The organism is Leclercia sp. 119287, assembly GCF_009734485.1.
Taxonomy (GTDB): domain Bacteria; phylum Pseudomonadota; class Gammaproteobacteria; order Enterobacterales; family Enterobacteriaceae; genus Enterobacter; species Enterobacter adecarboxylatus_C.
This window is the reverse complement of the sequence record NZ_CP046445.1, coordinates 1636372-1659971: the sequence shown is the minus strand read 5'-3', so window position 1 is coordinate 1659971 and position 23600 is coordinate 1636372. Positions and strand designations below refer to the sequence as shown.

Here is a 23600-nt window from a genome sequence, read left to right as displayed (position 1 = left end):
AGCCAGGCGAGATATGATCTACATCAATTTCTCTTCTATAATGCTTTGTTAGTATCTCGTCGCCGACTTAATAAAGAGAGAGTTAGTGTGAAAGCTGACAACCCTTTTGATCTTTTACTCCCAGCTGCAATGGCGAAAGTTGCCGAAGAAGCGGGTGTCTATAAAGCAACGAAACAACCGATGACGACGTTCTTCCTGGCCATCACTGCCGGGGTGTTCATCTCCATTGCCTTTGTTTTCTATATCACCGCCACCACCGGTACTGCCGGGATGCCTTTCGGTATCGCTAAGCTGATCGGCGGCATCTGTTTCTCACTGGGTCTGATCCTGTGCGTTATCTGCGGCGCTGACCTCTTTACCTCAACGGTTCTTATCGTCGTCGCGAAAGCCAGCGGTAAGATCACCTGGGGCCAACTGGCAAAAAACTGGCTCAACGTTTACGTTGGAAACCTGATTGGTTGCCTGCTGTTTGTCCTGTTGATGTGGTTGTCGGGTGAATATATGACCGCCAACGGCGCGTGGGGGCTTAACGTCCTGCAAACCGCCGACCACAAAGTACATCACACATTTATTGAAGCCGTTGCGCTTGGCATTCTCGCCAACCTGATGGTCTGCCTGGCCGTCTGGATGAGCTACTCCGGACGCAGCCTGATGGACAAAGCCATGATCATGGTTCTGCCAGTCGCCATGTTCGTTGCCAGCGGCTTTGAACACAGTATTGCAAACATGTTTATGATACCTCTGGGTATTGTAATCCGTGATTTTGCCAGCCCGGAGTTCTGGACCGCAGTAGGTTCCAGCCCGGAAAGTTTCTCTCATCTGACCGTTATGAACTTCATCACTGATAACCTGATCCCAGTCACAATCGGGAACATTATTGGCGGTGGTCTGTTGGTTGGGTTGACATACTGGGTCATTTACCTGCGTGGCGATAACCATCATTAATGGTTTTCTCAGGCAGTAAATAAAAAATCCACTTAAGAAGGTAGGTGTTACATGTCCGAACTTAATGAAAAGTTAGCCACAGCATGGGAAGGTTTTGCCAAAGGTGATTGGCAGAATGAAGTCAACGTTCGTGACTTCATCCAGAAAAACTACACCCCGTATGAAGGTGACGAATCCTTCCTGGCCGGTGCTACCGACGCAACCACTGCCCTGTGGGACAGCGTTATGGAAGGCGTTAAGCAGGAAAACCGCACTCACGCGCCTGTTGATTTCGACACCTCCGTTGCATCCACCATTACTTCTCACGATGCGGGTTATATCAATAAATCCCTCGAGAAGATTGTTGGTCTGCAAACTGAAGCACCACTGAAACGTGCGATTATCCCGTTCGGTGGTATCAAAATGGTTGAAGGCTCCTGCAAAGCGTACGATCGCGAGCTGGACCCAATGCTGAAGAAAATCTTCACCGAATACCGCAAAACCCACAACCAGGGCGTGTTTGACGTTTACACCAAAGACATCCTGAACTGCCGTAAATCAGGTGTTCTGACCGGTCTGCCAGATGCGTATGGCCGTGGCCGTATCATCGGTGACTACCGTCGCGTTGCCCTGTACGGTATCGACTTCCTGCTGAAAGACAAATACGCACAGTTCCTGTCCCTGCAATCCGATCTGGAAAACGGCGTAAACCTGGAAGCGACTATTCGTCTGCGTGAAGAGATCTCCGAACAGCACCGTGCGCTGGGTCAGATCAAAGAGATGGCCGCGAAATACGGTTGCGATATCTCCGGTCCTGCAACCAACGCTCAGGAAGCTATCCAGTGGACCTACTTCGGTTACCTGGCAGCGGTTAAATCTCAGAACGGCGCAGCAATGTCCTTCGGTCGTGTATCCACCTTCCTGGATGCTTACATCGAACGTGACCTGAAAGCAGGCAAAATCACCGAGCAAGACGCTCAGGAAATGATTGACCACCTGGTCATGAAACTGCGTATGGTTCGCTTCCTGCGTACCCCTGAGTATGATGAACTGTTCTCCGGTGACCCAATCTGGGCAACTGAATCTATCGCCGGTATGGGCGTGGATGGCCGTACTCTGGTCACCAAAAACAGCTTCCGCTTCCTGAACACCCTGTACACCATGGGGCCATCTCCGGAGCCGAACATCACCGTTCTGTGGTCTGAAAAACTGCCACTGAACTTCAAAAAATATGCCGCTAAAGTGTCCATCGACACCTCTTCTCTGCAGTATGAGAACGATGACCTGATGCGTCCTGACTTCAACAACGATGACTACGCGATCGCTTGCTGCGTAAGCCCAATGGTTGTTGGTAAGCAAATGCAGTTCTTCGGTGCGCGTGCTAACCTCGCGAAAACCATGCTGTATGCAATCAACGGCGGCGTTGATGAAAAACTGAAAATGCAGGTTGGTCCTAAGTCTGAGCCGATCAAAGGCGACGTCCTGAACTTCGACGAAGTCATGGATCGCATGGATCACTTCATGGACTGGCTGGCTAAACAGTACGTCACCGCGCTGAACATCATCCACTACATGCACGACAAGTACAGCTACGAAGCCTCTCTGATGGCGCTGCACGACCGTGACGTTGTTCGCACCATGGCATGTGGTATCGCAGGTCTGTCTGTTGCAGCTGACTCCCTGTCTGCTATCAAATATGCAAAAGTTAAACCGATTCGTGACGAAGACGGCCTGGCTGTAGACTTCGAAATCGAAGGTGAATACCCGCAGTTTGGTAACAACGACGCGCGCGTTGATGACATGGCGGTTGACCTGGTAGAACGTTTCATGAAGAAAATTCAGAAACTGACCACCTACCGTAACGCTATCCCGACTCAGTCTGTTCTGACCATCACCTCTAACGTGGTTTATGGTAAGAAAACCGGTAACACCCCAGACGGTCGTCGTGCTGGCGCGCCATTCGGACCAGGTGCTAACCCAATGCACGGCCGTGACCAGAAAGGTGCAGTTGCCTCTCTGACCTCCGTTGCGAAACTGCCGTTTGCTTACGCGAAAGATGGTATCTCTTACACCTTCTCTATCGTGCCAAATGCGCTGGGTAAAGACGACGAAGTACGTAAAACCAACCTCGCGGGTCTGATGGACGGTTACTTCCATCACGAAGCGTCCATCGAAGGTGGTCAGCACCTGAACGTGAACGTTATGAACCGTGAAATGCTGCTCGATGCGATGGAACATCCTGAGAAATATCCTCAGCTGACCATCCGCGTTTCTGGCTACGCAGTACGTTTCAACTCGCTGACTAAAGAACAGCAGAAAGACGTTATTACCCGTACTTTCACTCAGTCCATGTAAGTGGTTTTGACTGAAATCACGCCGTAAAACGCGTACAATAAAGGCTCCACGCAAGTGGGGCCTTTTTAACACCTCCCGCACCACAGTCTCTTTTGCCCGCTATCTATAATAAATGGATAACAGCCAAAACAGACTCGACACAGCCGCTTGAGTTGTGCGCATACACAGGCCCCGGACGGGCCGAATCTGGAGATATCACCGCAATGTCAACTATTGGTCGCATTCACTCCTTTGAGTCCTGTGGCACCGTCGATGGCCCAGGCATCCGCTTTATCACCTTCTTCCAGGGTTGCCTGATGCGCTGCCTGTACTGCCATAACCGTGATACCTGGGATACTCACGGCGGCAAAGAAGTCACCGTTGATGAATTAATGAAAGAGGTGGTGACCTATCGCCACTTTATGAACGCTTCCGGCGGCGGCGTGACCGCGTCCGGCGGGGAAGCGATCCTGCAGGCCGAGTTTGTCCGCGACTGGTTCCGCGCCTGCCATAAAGAGAGCATTCACACCTGTCTGGATACCAACGGCTTTGTCCGTCGTTACGATCCGGTGATTGATGAGCTGCTGGAAGTGACCGACCTGGTGATGCTGGATCTCAAGCAGATGAACGACGAAATCCACCAGAATCTGGTCGGCGTCTCTAACCATCGCACTTTAGAGTTCGCAAAATACATCTCAGCCAAAGGCATCAAAACCTGGATCCGTTATGTTGTGGTGCCGGGCTGGTCAGATGATGACGACTCTGCCCACCGTCTGGGTGAGTTCACGCGTGATATGGGCAACGTTGAGAAAATTGAGCTGCTGCCGTATCACGAGCTGGGCAAACATAAATGGGTGGCGATGGGTGAAGAGTACAAGCTGGATGGCGTTAAACCACCGAAAAAAGAGACCATGGAACGCGTAAAAGGCATTCTGGAGCAGTACGGTCACAAGGTCATGTATTAATAAAAAGCCCGGTTTTCACCGGGCTTTTTATTTATTAGTCAAAGACGCCATTAATAATGGTGGTCACAATCGCCGTACTCAACGCAATTAAGACCAGATCCCTCCCGACTACCCGCCATTCATAGCCAGGATAATAGGGTAATTGGCCTAACATTGACGCCGGTACGGTCTTTTTGGCGATACCCGGAGGCAGTGGTTTACCGCGCGCGAGGTTTTTCGCAATCCCCGGCGGCAGGGAATCATAACCCGTTAAACCATAATTCAACGCCAGATGCCGGGCATGGTCGTAACTGACGCGGGCATCGACGTCGTCTTTGACGCTTTTATTTGATTTGCCTTGATTCTGGTGACCGTTATTTTGTTTGTGGTCCTGGTTACCGGTATTCCCTTTACCGGAATTACCGTTGCCATGATTGCCGCTATTACCTTGCCCATTACCATGGCCATTTCCATTTCCATTTCCATTTCCATTTCCCGGATTGGCCATAGCAGGTGCAGTTGCAAAGGTTAAAGACAATACTACTGCCAGCGCTGTAGTGGTAAAACGACGAGTAGACATAATGGCTGCCTTTTAGTGGTAGAACGCCTCTGAATTATCGCCTCAGGCAATAAACAAACAATGCGTAAAACTCTTATATGTGACAGAGACAAAAAAGCCTGTCATCGACAGGCTTTTATTTACTCAGGCATGAGCCACCGGTGTAGGATGTTCGCCCGCTTTACGCAGCAGCATGAGCAGATAAATAAATGACACGCTGGCGATCATGATAAACAGCAGATTGTCGGAATAGTTCTGCATCAGCATGGCGGTAAAAGTCGGGCCCAGCAAACTGCCGATGGTATAGCTCAGCAGCAGCGCCTGGTTCATGGCCACCAGCTGATGATGTTCAACCTTCTCACAGGCCCAGGCCATCGCTACCGGATAGAGGGTGAAGCCCGCCGCGCCCAGAATAAACAGTGCCGGTGCCATAGCGGCATTACTCAGCATGGCAAGACAGCCCATGATCACCACAAAGACCTGAACGCGCAGCACCAGCAGGCGTCCAAAGCGGTCGGCAAGACGGCCAACCGGCCACTGCCCGATAATGCCGGCGCTGACCATCACCGCCATCCAGAAACCGATCCCGGAATCACTGACGCCCTGATGATTCAGATAGAGCGGCATCAGACCATACAGCGAGCCGAGCACAATCCCGGAGATAATGCAGCCGTTCACTCCGAGACGCGCATGACGCAGTCTCAGCATCGGCCAGATATGGGTCGCTTCCTGATGCTCACTGCTCTGGTTCACAATACGCGTAAAGAGCAGCGGCAGGATCGCGGCCAGCACCATGCCGGTTACCCACGGCAGGACGCTCATCAGGTCGGTTGGCAGTTTGCTGACCATCAGTTGCCCCAGCACGGTGCCGACATAATAGACCATCATATAGGCTGCCAGCAGACGGCCACGGTTGCGGGAAGTACCGCTGCACATCAGGGCGCTTTCCACTACCACCCAGATCATGGCGCAGCCGACGCCCGCAATAAAGCGCCAGACCATCCAGCTCCAGAAGCCGACCATCAGCCCTAACCCGGCACAGCCGACGGCAAAAATCAGCGACGCCAGATAATAGCTGCGGTTAAAACCAAAGCGTTTAATCAGGCTTCCCGTCATCAGGGTGCCCAGCAAATTACCGGTAAAAAAGGACGAGCTGACCATACCCACCTGCCAGGTCGGTAAGTTTTCATGGGCGAGCCACAGCGGGACGAGCGTGTTTAACACCGCGATCGCGAGGGTCAGCAAAAGCAGGCCACAGAGCAACAGGAGCACTGGCCGGGTATAGATCGACATGGATTAAAAACCGTGAGGAAGTTCAGATTTCGTGCGCATCATGCCACTGGCAAAAACAAAGTCAATCCACCCGATCGGGGCGCACGCACAATATGTTCTCTGTCGATTGAAAAAACTCATCCTGCTAATGCAAAGTCTGCTATCGATAATAATTATGTGTTTGTTTTTGTTTATTTAAGGCCAAAATTAAAACCAAACGACAGTTGAAAAATTTCATGATTGAAAAAAGAAAAGCCGGGCACTAAGTCCCGGCTTTATATAACAATAATCAGCGCTAACTGGCGATGGCCATTCCAACGGTCATATGCAGACCGTAAAACACTCCACGTCCAATCAATTCACCTGCCAGCAGCAGCACAAATGCCAGCGACAACAGCGGGAGCGCAGGCTGATAGCCTTTCAGCTGCGGCACGATCCAGCACACCAGCGCCGCCGCCAGCAGCACCACACGCCAGGCCATCAGCGAGCCGTAATCAGGCACCAGGGCCGAGGCCTGCTGAACGGCGCTGTGGATCGTCGCCAGCTCCGCGCCCTGCATCAGGGCCACCACCGTACTTACTGCCAGTGCCAGTAGCGACACGGCAGGCAGTAAACGCATCGCCCAGCCATCGACGCCCGACACCCGCAGGAGCAGGAAGCCCAGCAGCGGCCCGCCGATAAACATGGTCAGGAAGAAACTCATTGGCGTCCAGACGCTGTACCAGGTCGGCACCGTATCAATGGTGTTATAGACCCGCACCATCATCCAGACGAAGACCACGCCCAGCACCATAGTTGCGATCAGCCACAGATTGCGTAACGCTACCGGTAGTTTTTTCACGACTGCAAGCAGCCAGCCCAGCCCGCCGACAGCAAAGAAGAGCGCCCCGCTGGCGATCTCGTTGCTAAGTGAAGACGCGCCCACGCGGTTCAGGGAGTTGAACGCGCGCATGGGTGAACCGAGGTGCAGGGTGGAGGCGATAAACCCGATGCCCATCAGCACCCACAGACCAAACATACTCAGCACCAGCCGCTGCTGTTGCTCCCTGTTCAGATTGCCTTTTAACAACGCCAGGGCGAGGACGATAAAACCGCCCGCCACACACTGTCCGAAGACCGTAAAAATCATCAACGGCCATTCATGCCATCCGCTTCCCATCTCACACCTCCTTCGGATTGGCCAGGTAGCCGGTGGTATCACCCGTAGGTCGGCTGTTGGCATTGGGTTTTATGACGATACTCGGCTTCGTGAAGTGCGCCGACGGCAGCGGGGCAACGGCGGCCAGCTTGCCGTGTTTTTTGCGCAGCTCTTCTATCGGGCCAAAGTCCAGGGCCCGCAGCGGGCAGGATTCGACGCAGATCGGCTTGTGACCCTCCGCCACGCGCTCGTGGCAGCCGTCGCACTTGGTCATATGGCCTTTCGCGGCATTGTACTGCGGGGCGCCGTACGGGCAGGCCATATGGCAGTAGCGACACCCGATGCAGACATCTTCGTCCACCACCACAAAGCCGTCGTCGCGCTTGTGCATCGCCCCGCTGGGGCAGACTTTGGTGCAGGCCGGATCTTCGCAGTGGTTGCAGGCGATGGAGAGGTAGTAGGCAAACACGTTCTGATGCCAGACCCCGTTGTCCTCCTGCCAGTCGCCGCCCGCGTACTCGTAGATGCGGCGGAAGCTGACGTCCGGGGTCAGGTCCTTGTAATCCTTGCACGCCAGCTCACAGGTTTTGCACCCGGTGCAGCGGCTGGAATCAATAAAAAATCCATACTGAGTGGTCATCGGCTACTCCTTACGCCTTTTCAACCTGAACAAGGTTACTGTGAGACGGGTTGCCTTTCGCCAGCGGCGACGGGCGTTGGGTGGTCAGCACGTTAATGCAGCCCGCCTGATCGATACGGTTCGCATCGGGGTTGTACCAGGCTCCTTCGCCTAGCGCCACCACACCCGGCAGGATGCGCGGCGTGACTTTGGCTTCGATATGCACTTCACCGCGTCCGTTGAAGATCCGCACCCGGTCGCCGTTGGCAATTCCGCGCCGCTGTGCATCCAGCGGGTTGATCCAGATCTCCTGACGGCAGGCCGCTTTCAGGACATCAACGTTGCCGTAGGTGGAGTGCGTTCGCGCTTTGTAGTGGAAACCGGTCAGCTGCAGCGGGAAATCTTTGCTCTGCGGATCGTCGTAGTTCTCAAAGCCCGGGCTGTAAACCGGGAGCGGATGGATCACATCGCCCTGCTCCAGCTCCCAGGTCGCGGCAATCTGCGCCAGCTGGGCAGAGTAGATCTCGATTTTGCCTGACGGGGTAGTCAGCGGATTGGCGGCTGGATCGGCGCGGAAGGCTTTATAGGCCACGTGATGCCCTTCCGGGTCGCGCTGCTTGAACATGCCCTGCTGACGGAACGCATCAAACGGCGGCAACTCAGGAATGGCCTGGCGCGACTGCTCATACAGATGGCGCATCCACCCTTCCTGGGTGCGGCCTTCGGTGAACTGCTGCTCAACACCCATGCGTTTTGCCAGCGCGGTGGTCATCTCATAGATGGTTTTGCACTCAAAACGCGGTTTAATCGCCTGGTCGGCAAAAATCACGTACGACATGTTGCCGCATGAGGCATCCAGGGCGAAATCCATCTGCTCAGAGGCGGTGCAGTCAGGCAGCAGAATATCGGCGTACTTCGCCGACGAGGTCATATGACAATCCACCACCACAATCAGCTCGCATTTTTTGTCGTCCTGCAGAATGTCGTGGGTGCGGTTGATCTGGGAGTGCTGGTTGATCAGACAGTTGCCGGCATAGTTCCAGATCATCTTGATCGGCACGTCGAGCTTTTCTTTGCCGCGCACCCCGTCACGGGTGGCGGTCATCTCCGGGCCGCGCTCGATGGCGTCGGTCCACATAAACATCGAAATACTGGTCTGAACCGGATTTTCCAGGGTCGGCATGCGCACAAACGGCAGAGAGTACGAGCCTTCGCGCGCCCCGCTGTTGCCGCCATTGATACCCACGTTGCCGGTCAAAATCGCCAGCATGGCGATGGCACGGGATACCAGCTCGCCGTTGGCATGGCGCTGCGGGCCCCAGCCCTGGGAGATAAAGGCCGGTTTCGCCCCGGCGATTTCACGCGCCAGCTTAACAATACGCGCCTCGGGAATACCGGTAATGGCCGCAGCCCAGGCCGGAGTTTTGGCGATCCCGTCATTGCCCTGACCGAGAATATAAGCTTTATAGTGGCCGTTCGCCGGGGCGCCTTCCGGCAGCGTTTTTTCGTCGTAGCCAACGCAGTATTTATCGAGGAATGGCCGATCGACGAGGTCCTCGTTGATCATCACCCAGGCCAGGGCAGAGATCAGCGCCGCATCGGTTCCCGGGCGGATCGGGATCCACTCATCCTCGCGCCCTGCCCCGGTGTCGGTATAGCGTGGGTCGATGACGATCATCCGGGCGTTCGATTTTTGCCGCGCCTGTTCGATGTAGTAAGTCACCCCGCCGCCGCTCATGCGCGTTTCACCGGGGTTGTTGCCGAACAATACGACGAGCTGGCTGTTTTCGATATCCGACGGGCTGTTGCCATCGGCCCAGCCGCCGTAGGTGTAGTTGAGGCCTGCGGCAATCTGCGCGGTGGAGTAGTCACCGTAATGGTTGAGATAGCCTCCGCAGCAGTTCATCAGGCGGGCAATCAACGTTTTGCCCGGTGGCCAGGAGCGGGTCAGGGTCCCGCCGAGGGTGCCGGTGCCGTAGTTAAGGTAGATAGACTCGTTGCCGTAGTCTTTAATCAGGCGCTGCATATTACTGGCGATGGTGTCGAAGGCCTCGTCCCAGCTGATACGCTCGAATTTGCCTTCCCCGCGCTTGCCGACACGTTTCATCGGGTATTTCAGGCGGTCCGGGTTATAGACGCGGCGGCGCATGGAACGGCCACGCAGACAGGCGCGCACCTGGTGTAGCCCCTCGTAGTGATCATCCCCGGTATTGTCGGTCTCGACGTATTTGATCTCGCCGTCGATAACATGCATCCGCAGCGGACAGCGGCTACCGCAGTTCACCGTACAGGCGCTCCAGACCACCTTTTCATACGGCTTAACGGCGGCGATGGCTTCAGCCGCCGACGACAGGCGAGAAAAAGGCAAAGTAAAGGCGCTACTGGCAACCGCCAGGCCGCCAATCGCGGTGGTTTTCATCAGCCCGCGACGGCTCACCTCGGCAGCCAGTAAGGCATCAGGCGTTTTAATTTTCATAGACTCTCACTTTGATTGCTCACAAAGTTCCATGTGCGGCAGCACCGCTATATAGTTATTTATATAATGAGTGATTGCGTTAACAGAGGTTTATGCTAACTACCTGGAAAGTATTACTACTTTGGAAGGAGGGGATATTGCCTGATGTCAAAACCGGGGCATAAAAAAAGCGCCCGCAGGCGCTTTTTTACGTAAAAGCACATTAACCGATGTACTGCTGGCCTTTCATGTAAGGGCGCAGTACTTCAGGAATTTCGATACGTCCGTCAGCCTGCTGGTAGTTTTCCAGCACCGCCACCAGGGTACGACCCACTGCCAGGCCGGAGCCGTTCAGGGTGTGCACCAGACGGGTTTTCTTGTCGGATTTGCTGCGGCAGCGGGCCTGCATGCGACGAGCCTGGAAATCGCCAACGTTGGAGCAGGAGGAGATTTCGCGATAGGTACCCTGCGCTGGAACCCACACTTCCAGATCGAAGGTTTTGCAGGCGCCAAAGCCCATGTCACCGGTACAGAGCGCCATGCGACGGTACGGCAGACCTAACAGCTCGAGCACTTTTTCCGCGTGACCGGTCATCTCTTCCAGCGCATCCATGGACGTTTCCGGACGCACAATCTGCACCATCTCAACTTTGTCGAACTGGTGCATACGGATCAGACCACGGGTATCACGGCCATAAGAGCCTGCTTCAGAACGGAAGCACGGAGAGTGTGCAGTCAGTTTGATCGGCAGATCGTCTTCGTCGATGATCTCATCACGCACGAGGTTGGTCAGCGGCACTTCTGCGGTTGGGATCAGCGCGTAGTTGCTGCTGTCTGCTTCCTCATCCAGCGGACGGGTATGGAACAGATCGCCGGCAAATTTCGGCAGCTGGCCGGTACCGTACAGCGTATCGTGGTTGACCAGATACGGCACGTAGGTTTCGCTGTAGCCGTGCTGCTCGGTGTGCAGATCCAGCATGAACTGGGCCAAGGCACGGTGCAGATGGGCGATCTGGCCCTTCATGACCACGAATCGGGAACCGGTCAGCTTAACGGCAGCCGCAAAATCGAGCCCGGCGTGCATTTCGCCCAGCGTGACGTGATCGCGAACCTCGAAGTCAAACTCGCGTGGAGTGCCCCAGCGTTTTACTTCGACGTTGTCATTTTCGTCTTTACCGACAGGGACGCTGTCGTCAGGGGTGTTCGGGATCGCCAGGGCGATATCACGAATTTCGGCCTGAAGAACGTCCAGATCGGCTTTCGCCTGATCCAGCTCTTCACCGAGTTTGTTCACTTCCAGGCGTAATGGCTCAATATCTTCCCCGCGCGCTTTCGCCTGGCCGATGGATTTCGATCGAGAGTTACGCTCTGCCTGCAAGTTTTCGGTTTGTACCTGCAGAACTTTACGACGCTCTTCAAGAGCGCGCAGCTTATCTACATCCAGTTTAAAGCCCCGGCGTGCCAGTTTTTCAGCGACTGCGTCTGGCTCGTTACGCAGCAGATTGGGATCGAGCATGCTTATCCTGTGCTTATCGAATTAAAAAATAGGAGGAAATGACCGCAGCCTGCGGTCATCAGATACATTGCCAACATTACCGCAACGATAGCCCTAACGGTAGCGTTTTATAGGGCTATTTTGATCCTGTCCGGCAAGCCAGGTGAGCTTTTCGCCAATCTTGCCCTCAAGGCCTCTGTTTGTCGGGCGATAATAGCGAGTTTGTGCCATTTCCTGCGGGAAATACTCCTCCCCGGCGGCATAGGCGTTGGGCTCGTCGTGTGCGTAACGATATTGCTGACCATAGCCCATCTCTTTCATCAGCTTGGTCGGGGCATTACGTAAGTGGTCAGGAACATCGTAATCAGGGCGCTCACGGGCATCGGACATCGCCGCTTTAAATGCGGTATAGACCGCATTGCTTTTCGGGGCGCAGGCCAGATAGACAATCGCCTGGGCAATGGCGCGCTCGCCTTCGGCAGGCCCGACGCGGGTGAAGCAGTCCCAGGCGGAGATCGCCACCTGCATCGCGCGCGGATCGGCATTACCGACATCTTCAGAGGCAATCGCCAGACAGCGGCGAGCCACGTACAGCGGATCGCCCCCGGCGGTGATAATGCGCGCATACCAGTAGAGCGCGGCATCGGGCGCGCTGCCGCGCACCGATTTATGCAGCGCCGAGATCAGGTCGTAAAAGCGGTCGCCTTTGTTATCAAAGCGCGCGCTGCGTTCGCCGGCGATTTCGGTCAGCAGTGCCGGAAGCAGCACCCGCTTGCCGCTGTCGTGGGCTTCGGCCATATCGGCCATCATCTCCAGGGTATTCAGCGCCCGTCGCGCGTCCCCGTTAACCAGTTCTGCAATGGCTCGGCGGGTGTCGTCGGGCAGCACGATATCCTGGTTGCCGTAGCCGCGGGACTTATCGTTCATCGCCTGGGTCAGCACCAGCTCAATGTCTTCGGTGGTTAACGATTTCAGGAGATAGACGCGGGCGCGGGACAGCAGTGCGGAGTTGAGTTCAAACGAAGGGTTTTCAGTAGTGGCACCGATAAAGGTGATGGTGCCGTCTTCGATGTGCGGCAGAAAGGCATCCTGCTGGCTCTTGTTGAAACGGTGCACCTCATCGACGAACAGGATGGTGCGGCGACCGGCATTACGGTTCTGGCGGGCACGCTCGATGGCCTCACGGATCTCTTTCACTCCCGAGGTGACGGCGGAGATGCGCTCGACGTCGGCATCGGCGTAGCGGGCAATCACTTCCGCCAGCGTCGTTTTACCGGTGCCTGGCGGCCCCCACAGGATCATGGAGTGCAGATGCCCGGCCTCAATGGCGCGCGGCAAGGGTTTGCCCGCAGCCAGCAGATGCTGCTGGCCAATATACTGCGCTAAATTTTCTGGCCGCATACGGGCGGCCAGAGGTTGAAACGCATTATCTGAAAAATCGAGCGACAGGTTGCTCACGCACGCCTCTTACTTATTACGTTGGTCATCCACCGTCACGCCCTTCGGCGGGGTAAAGGTGAATTTCGATGCATCAACCGCCCCGTTCTGCTGGGATTTCAGCTGATAGCTGCTGCGCTGATCGTCCTGCTCAACAGCGCTGAACTGATTGATGGTACCGTTGCTGCTCACGTTAATGGTGAACTGCTTCAGGTTGCCGTTGCTGCCTTTCGGGGTCAGCACAAAATCATCGCCGTTCTGTTTAATGTTGTACTGCTGCCAGTCGCTGGTCTGGTTACGGGCGATCAGCATAAACGGCGTGTTGCTGGTGGCATCTTTCAGCCAGGTCGCCGTGGCCTGCTCAACAAACGGGTTGAAGAACCACAGGGTTTTCCCGTCGGAAACCAGGATGCTCTCATCCGGTTGCGTCATATGCCAGTTGAACAGATTTGGACGTTTCACCCACAGGTCACCCTGACCTTCCTGCACCGCATTGCCACTGCCGTCAGTCACTTTCTGGGTGAAGCTGGCGTGGAAACTGCTGACTTTGTCCAGACGGTTTTTGAGGTCGCCGGCGGCATCAGCCCAGACGCTGCTCGCTACAAAGCTGGTCAGTAATGCACAGGTGATTGCAATTTTTTTCATTGGTAGTCCTTACAAAGCGTCATCCCGAAATGGGGGTTTTCTGTCAACTATTCTGGACCTGCCCGCAGGCAGGCGACAGAAGAAAATGCTTAATTATTGCTGATTTACCCATCTTTGCAATCGAGGGGGGATCACTCAAACGGCGGCGGGGCAAGCACTTCACGGTTGCCGTTGTGCCCCTGCTCGCTGACGATGCCCTGCGCTTCCATCTGCTCGATGATACGCGCCGCGCGGTTATAGCCGATACGGAACTGGCGCTGAACCCCGGAGATGGAAGCTTTGCGTTTCTCGGTGACGAAGTTAACTGCCTGATCGAACAGCGGATCCAGCTCTTCGCCGCCATCTGCGCCGCCGCCACCGCCGCCTTCGCTTTCGCTGTCAGAGGTGATGCCTTCAACGTACTGCGGACGACCACGCGCCTTCCAGTCCTGCACCACGGCATGCACTTCCTGGTCACGCACAAAGGCACCATGGACACGCACCGGCGTGGTGGAGTTCGGGCCAGAGTAAAGCATATCCCCCATGCCCAGCAGCGATTCCGCGCCCCCCTGGTCGAGGATGGTGCGGGAGTCAATTTTGCTCGACACGGTAAAAGCGATACGGGTCGGGATGTTGGCTTTAATCAGGCCGGTGATCACATCCACCGACGGACGCTGGGTCGCCAGCACCAGGTGGATCCCCGCCGCACGCGCTTTTTGTGCCAGGCGGGCGATCAGCTCTTCCACCTTCTTACCGACGGTCATCATCAGGTCAGCAAACTCGTCCACCAACACCACGATGTACGGCAGTTTTTCCAGCACCGGATGCTCGGCATCCATGCTGTCGCCCGGTTTCCAGTACGGATCCGGGATCGGACGTCCCATCTTCGCCGCTTCGGCGATGATCTCGTTATAACCGGCAAGGTTACGTACCCCCAGCGCGGACATCAGCTTGTAGCGACGCTCCATCTCGTTGACGCTCCAGCGCAGGGCGTTGGCGGCATCTTTCATGTCGGTCACGACTTCGGTCAGCAGGTGCGGAATACCTTCGTATACCGACAGTTCCAGCATTTTCGGGTCGATCATGATGAAGCGCACATCTTCCGGCTGCGCCTTATACAGGATGCTGAGGATCATGGCGTTCACGCCGACAGACTTACCGGAACCCGTCGTACCCGCCACCAGTAGGTGCGGCATTTTCGCCAGATCGGCCACCACCGGCTCGCCAGCGATGTCTTTACCCAGCACCACGCTAAGCGGCGACGGGTTATCGCGGAATTTGGCGTTATCCAGCACTTCACGCAGGTAAACGGTCTGACGTTTTTTGTTCGGCAGCTCCAGGCCAACATAGGGTTTACCCGGAATAACCTCGACCACGCGCACGGCCACGGTAGAGAGGGAACGCGCCAGGTCGCGGGAGAGGTTGGAAATACGCGCGGCTTTCACACCCGGGGCCAGATTCAGCTCGAAACGGGTGATCACCGGACCAGGTGAATAATTCACCACATCCGCTTTAATCCGGAAGTCGGCCAGGCGGAGTTCAACCAGGCGCGCCATCTGATCGAGGGCGAAGGTATCAACCGGCTCGACTTCCGTTGGCGGCGGGGTTAACAGGTCAAATGACGGCAGCGGCGTGGTCGGTCTTTGCAGCGGGCGGCTGTCACCGTTACGCATCAGCAACGGATGGATCAGGCTCTGCTGAGCCGGTGGCTGCTGCGGCTGCGCAGGCTGTTGAGGCTGAGCGTACTGCTGAGCCTGTGCCGGTTGCTGAGGCTGAGCAAACTGCTGCGGCTGCGCAGGCTGCTGTGGCTGAGCATACTGCTGCGGCTGTACAGGCTGCTGAGGCTGGGCAAACTGTTGCGGCTGCGCAGGCTGCGGCGGCGTAAACGCCTGACGCGGCGGCTCGACCTCCGGCATCACACCCGGCGTGAACAGCGGTTCACTCGGCGTATCATCCACCAGATCTTTCATCGGTGAGAATTCAAAATCCGCCAGCGAGAACGGGTTCGCCCCTGTCGGCTGTTCACCAGCGTAACGCTGCTGCTGCGTGGCGGCAAACTGGCGAGCCAGCTCCGCTTCGGCGGCATCATCTTCGTCATCCTGGGTCTGATACTGCTGTGGCTCAGGCTGATATTCTTCGCCATAACGCTGCTGTTGCTGCTGGGCGAACTGGCGGGCCAGCTCGTCCTGCTGCATTTCGTCAGCGTCGTCTTCGTACTGGTCGTCATCGTACTGCTGACGCCCGGCTTTACGCGCTTCCTCTTCCGCCATTCGCTGCGAAGGCAGCTTGATGCCATACGAGGCCAGTTCACGGCGGGTAGGAACGCGCACGCGGTTCGGACGCGGCAGCTGCGGACCAATGCCCTCTTTCACCTGCGGACGCGGCGCGCCGCCGGTGGCCAGGCTGAATAACGGTGCAGCAGCGCCAGCCGCAGCGGTACCTGCGGCTGTTGCCTGCTGCACGCTCGCCGCAACCGGTGCCACGACGGAGGCAGGCTCAACGGCCGGAACCGGTACAGACGGGATTTCAGCTGCTTTTACCGGGGCAGGCTCTTGCACTGGCTCCGGTACAGGCTGATACCAGGCCGCGAGCTGTTCGCGCTCACGGGCACGTTTCTCTTCCACCTCTTCGAAGTAGTAAAGCGGCGGCCGGGACGGTTTCACCTCTTCAACCGGCGGCGCTTCGACGACCGGCGGAGTTACCACCGGCTCAGGCTGATACACGGCCTGCTGCGGTTCATACTGCTGCGGCTGCTCATACTGAGGTTGTTCGTACTGTGGCTGCTCGTACTGAGGTTGCTGATATTGCGGTTGTTCATACTGCGGCTGCGCGTATGCCGGTTCAGGCTGATAAGGCGGTTGCCACTGCTCCTGCGGCGCGGCGGCGGCATAAGGCTGTGGCTCTGGCGCATAGGCCGGTGCTGCTGGTGCAGTGGGTTCCCCATGCCATTCAACCGCAGGCGGCTGCAGATGGGTATCTGGCATCGAAGGAGTTGGCGGGATCACCGGATCGACAGGTGCAGCAAAGGCCTGAGTGGCGGTAGTCGCCGCGGCAGCGGCGGCAAGCGGCTCAGCCACCGAGTGGCCGTTGAGCAGCGGATCGTACTCATCATAGTCGGAGGCCAGCGCGCGATTGCCGGAGAACAGTACATCATCCGGATCGGCGGCTACGCCACGGGCGCTGTAAGCTACCTCTTCGTCGTCCATCCTTTTGCCAGAGAACAGGGCCGCATCCGTCTTGCGCCCCAACGGATTTGCGAACTTCTCTGCTACGCGCTTACGGCGCGCCAGCGCCCCGCGCATAATGCGCGCGCGGCGGGATTCACGACGCTCTACGGTCGGCTCAGCGTCATCGTAGTCGTCGTCTTCATACTCTTCATCGACCCAGGTATCATCGCGACGGGTACGGTTGCTGGCAAAGGTAAGAATGTTGAGGATCACGCTGCCGATTTTTTCAGCAATACTGACCCATGACCAGCCGGTAAAGAGCGTCAGCCCTGCGCCCCAGACGCAGAGCAGCGCAATGGTGCCGCCGCTACTGTGCAGCATCGGCTGCAGCGCGGTACTCAGCAGGCTGCCGATTACCCCACCGGAGGCAAAATACCAGATGTCATCGGCGTTAATCGCCGCCAGACCGCACGAGGTGAGGATCAGCGCCAGCGCACCAATCAGGCGCAGCGAGACGGCAAAATAGTCGATGTAATCATCGTTCTGACGATGACGCCAGGCAAACCAGCAGCCACCAATAATGATGACGGGAAGGGTGTAGGCCATCACGCCAAAGATAAAGAACAGCGTATCTGCCAGCCAGGCGCCCGGTACGCCGCCTAAATTATGAATAGGCTCGTGCCATGCGGTCTGTGACCAGCTGGGATCGGAGGGATTGAAACTGAGTAAGGCTGCCATCAACCAGACGACAAAAAGAGCAACAAGGATCAGTAACGCCTCAAGGAGTCGGCGCCCACTGCTGAGCTTGGTTAAATTGACTTCTTTGTCTTCGGTATATTCCTGGCTCAAAACAGGCTCTCCAGGTATCAGGCAATTCCTGCCCGAGTGCTAAACGGACAACAGTGCCGGGAGGCCCGACACTGTTGCTGTATGGATTACCAGGAGTGTAATCAAAGTACGCTGATAATGCACCTGTTCCGTGTTAGCGCGTCTTAATAACCAGACGATTGCTCTGTTTGACTTCTTCCATTACCACGTAGGTACGGGTGTCGTTCACACCAGGCAGTCGCAGCAGGGTTTCGCCCAGCAGCTTACGGTATGCAGACATATCAGGTACGCGGGTTTTCAACAGGTAGTCGAAATCACCGGAAACCAGATGACACTCTTGAATTTCTTCAAGTTTTTGCACGGCGGCATTGAACTGCTCAAACACATCCGGCGCACCACGATTCAGAGTAATCTCAACAAATACCAGAAGTGAGGCATCCAGGTAATGCGGGTTCAGCAGCGCTGTATAGCCCTGAATAAAACCCTGTCTTTCCAGTCGGCGCACACGCTCAAGGCATGGCGTCGGGGAAAGTCCCACACGTTTTGAAAGCTCGACGTTGGAAATACGCCCATCCTTTTGCAATTCATTAAGAATGTTACGATCGATACGGTCGAGATCTTTGCCAGGGCGCTTCTTGCTATCTACCATTATTATTGTCTCTCTGTATTCCTTCCCTAACTCCTGCCAGGACCCTGTGCACTTCACTGTTCAGAGTCTTTCCCCGCGGTTAATCGCATCGCCTGTTTTATAGTTTGCGCGATTCGATTGGGGTTATGTGGTATGAAGACCGTTGCCCAGAGGCGGCCATCAACATCACGAATGGCATCTGTCCACACCATGCGTAGATTTCGCTGACCCGGTAAAAATGGTGATTTTGTGCATGACTATGCGTTACACAAAGACCGTTTTTTTTCTTCCTTGAATGTTTTCGCAAAACAGCAGGGGATTGTCAAAGCAAAACATCGATTTTTAGTACAACATGCCGGATATTCATTACGACCGGCGATTAATCCTCATTTTATCGCCGTCGTTTCGAGCGATTTGCCATGATTATTGTTATAAAATCACCTTCCCTGCCCCGCCGTTGATTGGCGCTTTCTATTACACACATCGTTAACAAAATCGCTGCGCCCTTTTTTTACGGCAACAAATTCCCTACAATCCGGGGAAAATGTCTGCCAACAACAATGGGGATCTCATGGGCACGGCCAAACACAGTAAACTTCTCATCCTGGGTTCCGGACCTGCGGGATACACCGCAGCGGTCTACGCGGCACGCGCTAACCTGCAACCGGTACTGATTACGGGCATGGAAAAAGGCGGTCAGCTGACCACCACTACCGAAGTAGAAAACTGGCCAGGCGATCCTGAAGGCCTGACCGGGCCGCTGCTGATGGAGCGCATGCACGAGCATGCCGCCAAATTTGATACCGAAATCATTTTTGACCACATCAACAAGGTCGATCTGCAGAACCGTCCGTTCCGCCTGATCGGTGATAACGCAGAATACACCTGCGACGCGCTGATTATTGCAACCGGCGCTTCTGCCCGCTATCTGGGCCTGCCGTCTGAAGAAGCCTTTAAAGGCCGCGGCGTTTCCGCCTGCGCCACCTGCGACGGTTTCTTCTATCGCAACCAGAAGGTCGCGGTCATCGGCGGCGGCAACACCGCCGTGGAAGAAGCGCTGTACCTGGCGAACATCGCCTCTGAAGTGCATCTCATTCACCGCCGCGATACCTTCCGCGCGGAAAAAATCCTGATCAAGCGTCTGATGGACAAAGTGGCCAGCGGCAATATCGTGCTGCATACCCACCGCACGCTGGAAGAAGTGACTGGCGATCAGATGGGCGTGGCGGGCCTGCGCATCCGTGATACGCAGAACACCGACAACGTTGAAACGCTGGAAGTGGCGGGTCTGTTTGTTGCTATCGGCCACAGCCCGAACACCGCGATCTTCGACGGTCAGCTGGAGCTGGAGAACGGCTACATCAAAGTGCAGTCTGGGATCCATGGCAATGCCACCCAGACCAGCATCCCGGGCGTGTTCGCTGCGGGCGACGTGATGGACCACATTTATCGTCAGGCGATCACCTCTGCGGGCACCGGTTGTATGGCGGCGCTGGATGCAGAACGTTATCTCGACGGACTGGCCGATCAGAGTAAATAATTTTTACAAAACAGCAACAAACGTAAAAAAGGCGGCGATAAGTCGCCTTTATTGTCTCTGCGTTGTAACATTGCCGTGCCCAATACCTAATAACATCACCTGCAAAGCACGCAATGGAAAAAACCCGTCAACAAGAGTTAACACGCTGGCTTAAACAGCAAAGCGTACTTTCCCGCCGCTGGCTGAATATTTCCCGTCTTTTAGGGTTTATCAGCGGCGTGTTGATTGTAGGCCAGGCATGGCTGCTGGCCCGCATTCTTAACCATATGATCATGGAAAACATCCCACGCGAGGCCCTGTTACTGCCTTTCATTGTGTTGATTCTGGTCTTCATTCTGCGTGCCTGGGTGGTCTGGTTGCGTGAGCGCGTGGGTTTTCACGCCGGACAGAACATCCGCTACGAAATTCGCCGCCAGGTGCTCGACAGGCTACAGGAAGCCGGTCCCGCCTGGATCCAGGGCAAACCTGCCGGCAGTTGGGCGACGCTTATCCTCGAGCAAATCGACGATATGCATGACTACTACGCCCGCTATCTGCCGCAGATGGCGCTGGCCGTCTTCGTTCCCCTGCTGATTGTGCTGGCGATCTTCCCGTATAACTGGGTCGCGGCGCTGATCCTGCTGGGTACTGCCCCGCTGATCCCGCTGTTTATGGCGATGGTCGGCATGGGGGCCGCCGATGCCAACCGCCGCAACTTCCTCGCGCTGGGGCGCTTAAGCGGCCACTTCCTCGACCGCCTGCGCGGCATGGAGACGCTGCGCATTTTTGGTCGCGGTGAAGCCGAAACCGACAACATCCGCCACGCCTCCCAGGATTTCCGCCAGCGCACCATGGAGGTGTTACGCCTGGCGTTCTTATCCTCCGGGGTGCTGGAGTTCTTTACCTCCCTGTCGATTGCGCTGGTTGCCGTTTATTTTGGTTTCTCCTATCTGGGCGCCCTCGATTTTGGTCACTACGGCACCGCCGTGACCCTCTCGGCGGGCTTCCTGGCGCTGATTCTGGCCCCGGAGTTCTTCCAGCCGCTGCGCGATCTGGGCACCTTCTATCATGCTAAGGCCCAGGCCGTGGGCGCAGCCGACAGCCTGAAAACCTTCCTCGAAACGCCGCTGGCCCATCCGCAGCGCGGCGACGTGACCCTGAGCACCAGCAAACCGGTCAGCATTGAAGCAGAAAATTTCTGCGTGCTGTCGCCGGAGGGGAAAGTGCTGGCGGGGCCATTAAACTTCACCCTCGCTGCAGGTCAGCGCGTGGTGCTGGTCGGTACCAGCGGCTCGGGCAAAAGCTCGCTGCTAAATGCGTTATCCGGCTTTATGGCCTACAGCGGGTCGTTGCGCATCAACCAGGCCGAACTCTCTGCGCTCGATCCTGACGAATGGCGCACCCATTTAAGCTGGGTGGGTCAGAACCCACAGCTTCCGGCGGCCACGCTGCGTGAAAACGTGCTGCTGGCGCGCCCGGATGCCAGCGACGAAGAGCTGCAATCGGTGCTCGATCGCGCCTGGGTTAGCGAATTCCTGCCCCTGCTGCCGAACGGCGTGGATACGGTGGTGGGCGATCAGTCGGCGGGACTTTCCGTCGGACAGGCGCAGCGTATCGCCGTGGCCCGCGCCCTGCTTAACCCTTGCCAGCTTTTACTGCTGGATGAGCCCGCTGCCAGCCTGGATGCGCACAGCGAACAGCGCGTGATGATGGCCCTGGATGCCGCCTCGCAGCAGCAAACCACCCTGATGGTAACCCACCAGCTGGAGGGTATCTCCCAATGGGATCAGATCTGGGTCATGGACAACGGTCAGCTTGTTGAGCAGGGCGATTACGCCACGCTCGCAGCGGCGCAGGGGCCGTTCGCGGCTCTGCTGGCGAACCGTCAGGAGGACATCTGATGCGCGCTTTACTGCCTTATCTGGCGCTCTATATGCGCCACAAATGGATGCTGACCCTCGGCGTGGTGCTGGCAATCATCACCCTGCTGGCCAGTATCGGCCTGCTCACGCTTTCGGGCTGGTTCCTTTCGGCCTCTGCGGTGGCCGGGTTTGCCGGGCTGTACAGCTTCAACTATATGCTGCCTGCCGCAGGCGTACGTGGCACGGCTATTACCCGCACCGCCGGACGCTACTTCGAACGTCTGGTCAGCCATGACGCAACCTTCCGCGTGCTGCAACACCTGCGCGTCACTACCTTCAGCAAGCTGCTGCCCCTCTCCCCTGCCGGACTGGCGCGCTACCGCCAGGGTGAACTGCTGAACCGCGTTGTTGCGGATGTCGACACTCTCGACCACCTTTACCTTCGCGTCATCTCCCCGCTGGTGGGTGCGCTGGTGGTGATTGTGGTTGTTACCCTCGGGCTGTGCCTGCTGGACGTCAATATCGCGCTGGTCCTCGGCGGGATCATGCTCCTGACGCTGTTTTTACTGCCGCCGCTGTTTTACCGTGCCGGTAAACCCACCGGTGAAAATCTTACCCGTCTGCGCGGCGAGTATCGCCAGCAGCTGACGGGGTGGCTGCAGGGTCAGGCAGAGCTGACGATTTTTGGTGCCAGCCGTCGCTATCGCGCGCAGATGGAAAATACCGAGATGAACTGGCATGAAGCCCAGCGTAAACAGTCAGAGCTGACGGCCCTGTCTCAGGCGTTGATGCTGCTGATTGGCGGTATTGCCGTAATGACAATGCTGTGGCTGGCTTCCGGCGGCGTGGGCGGTAACACCCAGCCGGGGCCGCTCATTGCGCTGTTTGTCTTCTGTGCGCTGGCGGCGTTCGAGGCGCTGGCGCCGGTGACCGGGGCTTTCCAGCACCTGGGCCAGGTGGTGGCCTCCGCGCTGCGTATCACCCAGATCACCGGCCAGCAGCCGGAAGTACAGTTCAGTACCACCGCATCAGACGTGCCTGAGCAGCTGGCCCTCCGCCTGGCAGATGTCAGCTTTGCCTACGATGGCCAGGCACAACCGGCGCTGGACCATATAAACCTGACTATTCCTGCAGGCGCTCACGTTGCCGTGCTGGGTCGTACCGGCTGCGGGAAGTCGACGCTGCTGCAGCTGCTGACCCGGGCCTGGGATCCGGCCCAGGGCCTGATCCTCTTCAACGACACCCCTCTGACAGAGATGAGCGAACCTGCGCTGCGTAAAACGGTGAGCGTGGTGCCGCAGCGGGTTCATCTTTTCAGCGCTACCCTGCGGGATAACCTGCTGTTAGCCGTGCCTGGCGCCGCCGATGACGTGTTAAGCGCGATGCTGGAAAAGGTTGGTCTGCACAAGCTGCTGGAAGACGAAGGTCTGAACAGCTGGCTCGGTGAAGGGGGTCGTCAGCTTTCCGGCGGCGAGCTGCGTCGTCTGGCGATTGCGCGTGCGCTGCTGCACGATGCCCCGCTGATGCTGCTGGATGAACCTACCGAAGGGCTCGACGCAACCACAGAGCGGCAAATCCTTGATTTACTCGAAAAAGAGATGCAGGGCAAAACGGTGCTAATGGTGACGCACCGCCTGCGCGGGCTGGCGGATTTCGATCAAATTATTGTGATGGACAACGGACAAATTATTGAGCAAGGTAGTCACGCAGAGCTGTTAGCAAAACAGGGTCGCTACTACCAGTTTAAACAACGTCTGTAGTCTATATTTGAACCGATCCCCACTTCGCGTACTGG

Annotated in this window: 16 protein-coding genes; 6 read left to right on the top strand and 10 right to left on the bottom strand. The window is 56.6% G+C overall.

Annotation, left to right across the window (positions count from 1 at the left end):
* The first annotated feature begins 87 nt into the window (after positions 1-87).
* From focA to pflA, 3 genes are all read left to right on the top strand, one after another.
* Positions 88-945 (top strand): formate transporter FocA, encoded by an 858-nt coding sequence (gene focA / locus GNG27_RS08010; protein WP_142488914.1) that lies wholly within the window; start codon positions 88-90, stop codon positions 943-945.
* Positions 946-996: 51 nt separating this feature from the next.
* Positions 997-3279: a formate C-acetyltransferase gene (pflB, locus tag GNG27_RS08005; protein WP_142488913.1), complete on the top strand. Its 2283-nt coding sequence runs from the start codon at positions 997-999 to the stop codon at positions 3277-3279.
* Positions 3280-3482: 203 nt separating this feature from the next.
* Entirely contained in the window at positions 3483-4223 is a 741-nt protein-coding gene (pflA, locus tag GNG27_RS08000) for a pyruvate formate lyase 1-activating protein (RefSeq protein WP_142488912.1), read from the top strand.
* 34 nt (positions 4224-4257) lie between these two features.
* On the opposite strand, the gene GNG27_RS07995 is transcribed toward pflA, so the two are convergent.
* The 10 genes from GNG27_RS07995 to lrp form a co-directional block, all read right to left on the bottom strand.
* The gene (locus tag GNG27_RS07995) at positions 4258-4782 is read right to left on the bottom strand and encodes an anti-virulence regulator CigR family protein (protein WP_156263337.1); all 525 of its coding nucleotides are present in this window, start codon (positions 4780-4782) and stop codon (positions 4258-4260) included.
* Positions 4783-4905: 123 nt separating this feature from the next.
* Positions 4906-6054 carry an MFS transporter gene (locus GNG27_RS07990; protein ID WP_142488910.1) on the bottom strand — a complete coding sequence of 383 codons (1149 nt, stop codon included), beginning with the start codon at positions 6052-6054 and terminating at the stop codon, positions 4906-4908.
* A 274-nt stretch (positions 6055-6328) separates the two neighbouring features.
* Positions 6329-7192 (bottom strand): dimethyl sulfoxide reductase anchor subunit family protein, encoded by an 864-nt coding sequence (locus GNG27_RS07985; protein ID WP_156263336.1) that lies wholly within the window; start codon positions 7190-7192, stop codon positions 6329-6331.
* Between the two features lies 1 nt (position 7193).
* The gene (locus tag GNG27_RS07980; RefSeq protein WP_156263335.1) at positions 7194-7811 is read right to left on the bottom strand and encodes a DMSO/selenate family reductase complex B subunit; all 618 of its coding nucleotides are present in this window, start codon (positions 7809-7811) and stop codon (positions 7194-7196) included.
* 10 nt (positions 7812-7821) lie between these two features.
* Positions 7822-10266: a dimethylsulfoxide reductase subunit A gene (gene dmsA, locus GNG27_RS07975; RefSeq protein WP_156263334.1), complete on the bottom strand. Its 2445-nt coding sequence runs from the start codon at positions 10264-10266 to the stop codon at positions 7822-7824.
* 202 nt (positions 10267-10468) lie between these two features.
* On the bottom strand, positions 10469-11761 hold the full coding sequence (gene serS, locus GNG27_RS07970) for a serine--tRNA ligase (protein WP_142488906.1): 1293 nt from the start codon (positions 11759-11761) through the stop codon (positions 10469-10471).
* A gap of 93 nt (positions 11762-11854) precedes the next feature.
* Positions 11855-13198 (bottom strand): replication-associated recombination protein RarA, encoded by a 1344-nt coding sequence (rarA, locus tag GNG27_RS07965; RefSeq protein WP_156263333.1) that lies wholly within the window; start codon positions 13196-13198, stop codon positions 11855-11857.
* 9 nt (positions 13199-13207) lie between these two features.
* Positions 13208-13822: an outer membrane lipoprotein chaperone LolA gene (lolA, locus tag GNG27_RS07960; protein ID WP_142488904.1), complete on the bottom strand. Its 615-nt coding sequence runs from the start codon at positions 13820-13822 to the stop codon at positions 13208-13210.
* A 131-nt stretch (positions 13823-13953) separates the two neighbouring features.
* Entirely contained in the window at positions 13954-17817 is a 3864-nt protein-coding gene (gene ftsK, locus GNG27_RS07955; protein WP_156263332.1) for a DNA translocase FtsK, read from the bottom strand.
* A 133-nt stretch (positions 17818-17950) separates the two neighbouring features.
* Entirely contained in the window at positions 17951-18445 is a 495-nt protein-coding gene (gene lrp / locus GNG27_RS07950) for a leucine-responsive transcriptional regulator Lrp (RefSeq protein WP_000228469.1), read from the bottom strand.
* Positions 18446-18995: 550 nt separating this feature from the next.
* Between lrp and trxB the strand changes: the two genes are divergently transcribed.
* The 3 genes from trxB (at position 18996) to cydC (ending at position 23565) form a co-directional block, all read left to right on the top strand.
* Complete coding sequence (gene trxB / locus GNG27_RS07945) at positions 18996-19964, top strand: thioredoxin-disulfide reductase (RefSeq protein ID WP_197090569.1); 969 nt, start codon at positions 18996-18998, stop codon at positions 19962-19964.
* A 113-nt stretch (positions 19965-20077) separates the two neighbouring features.
* Positions 20078-21844, top strand: coding sequence for a cysteine/glutathione ABC transporter permease/ATP-binding protein CydD (gene cydD / locus GNG27_RS07940; RefSeq protein ID WP_156263330.1), 1767 nt, complete (start codon positions 20078-20080; stop codon positions 21842-21844).
* The gene (gene cydC, locus GNG27_RS07935; RefSeq protein ID WP_156263329.1) at positions 21844-23565 is read left to right on the top strand and encodes a cysteine/glutathione ABC transporter ATP-binding protein/permease CydC; all 1722 of its coding nucleotides are present in this window, start codon (positions 21844-21846) and stop codon (positions 23563-23565) included. The genes cydD and cydC overlap by 1 nt, the downstream gene beginning before the upstream one ends.
* Positions 23566-23600: the final 35 nt, after the last annotated feature.

Coding starts and splice junctions, on each gene's coding strand:
- pflB (WP_142488913.1), top strand. CDS start 997: ATGTCCGAACTTAATGAAAAGTTAGCCACAGCATGGGAAGGTTTTGCC.
- pflA (WP_142488912.1), top strand. CDS start 3,483: ATGTCAACTATTGGTCGCATTCACTCCTTTGAGTCCTGTGGCACCGTC.
- GNG27_RS07995 (WP_156263337.1), bottom strand. CDS start 4,782: ATGTCTACTCGTCGTTTTACCACTACAGCGCTGGCAGTAGTATTGTCT.
- GNG27_RS07990 (WP_142488910.1), bottom strand. CDS start 6,054: ATGTCGATCTATACCCGGCCAGTGCTCCTGTTGCTCTGTGGCCTGCTT.
- GNG27_RS07985 (WP_156263336.1), bottom strand. CDS start 7,192: ATGGGAAGCGGATGGCATGAATGGCCGTTGATGATTTTTACGGTCTTC.
- GNG27_RS07980 (WP_156263335.1), bottom strand. CDS start 7,811: ATGACCACTCAGTATGGATTTTTTATTGATTCCAGCCGCTGCACCGGG.
- dmsA (WP_156263334.1), bottom strand. CDS start 10,266: ATGAAAATTAAAACGCCTGATGCCTTACTGGCTGCCGAGGTGAGCCGT.
- serS (WP_142488906.1), bottom strand. CDS start 11,761: ATGCTCGATCCCAATCTGCTGCGTAACGAGCCAGACGCAGTCGCTGAA.
- lolA (WP_142488904.1), bottom strand. CDS start 13,822: ATGAAAAAAATTGCAATCACCTGTGCATTACTGACCAGCTTTGTAGCG.
- lrp (WP_000228469.1), bottom strand. CDS start 18,445: ATGGTAGATAGCAAGAAGCGCCCTGGCAAAGATCTCGACCGTATCGAT.
- trxB (WP_197090569.1), top strand. CDS start 18,996: ATGGGCACGGCCAAACACAGTAAACTTCTCATCCTGGGTTCCGGACCT.
- cydD (WP_156263330.1), top strand. CDS start 20,078: ATGGAAAAAACCCGTCAACAAGAGTTAACACGCTGGCTTAAACAGCAA.
- cydC (WP_156263329.1), top strand. CDS start 21,844: ATGCGCGCTTTACTGCCTTATCTGGCGCTCTATATGCGCCACAAATGG.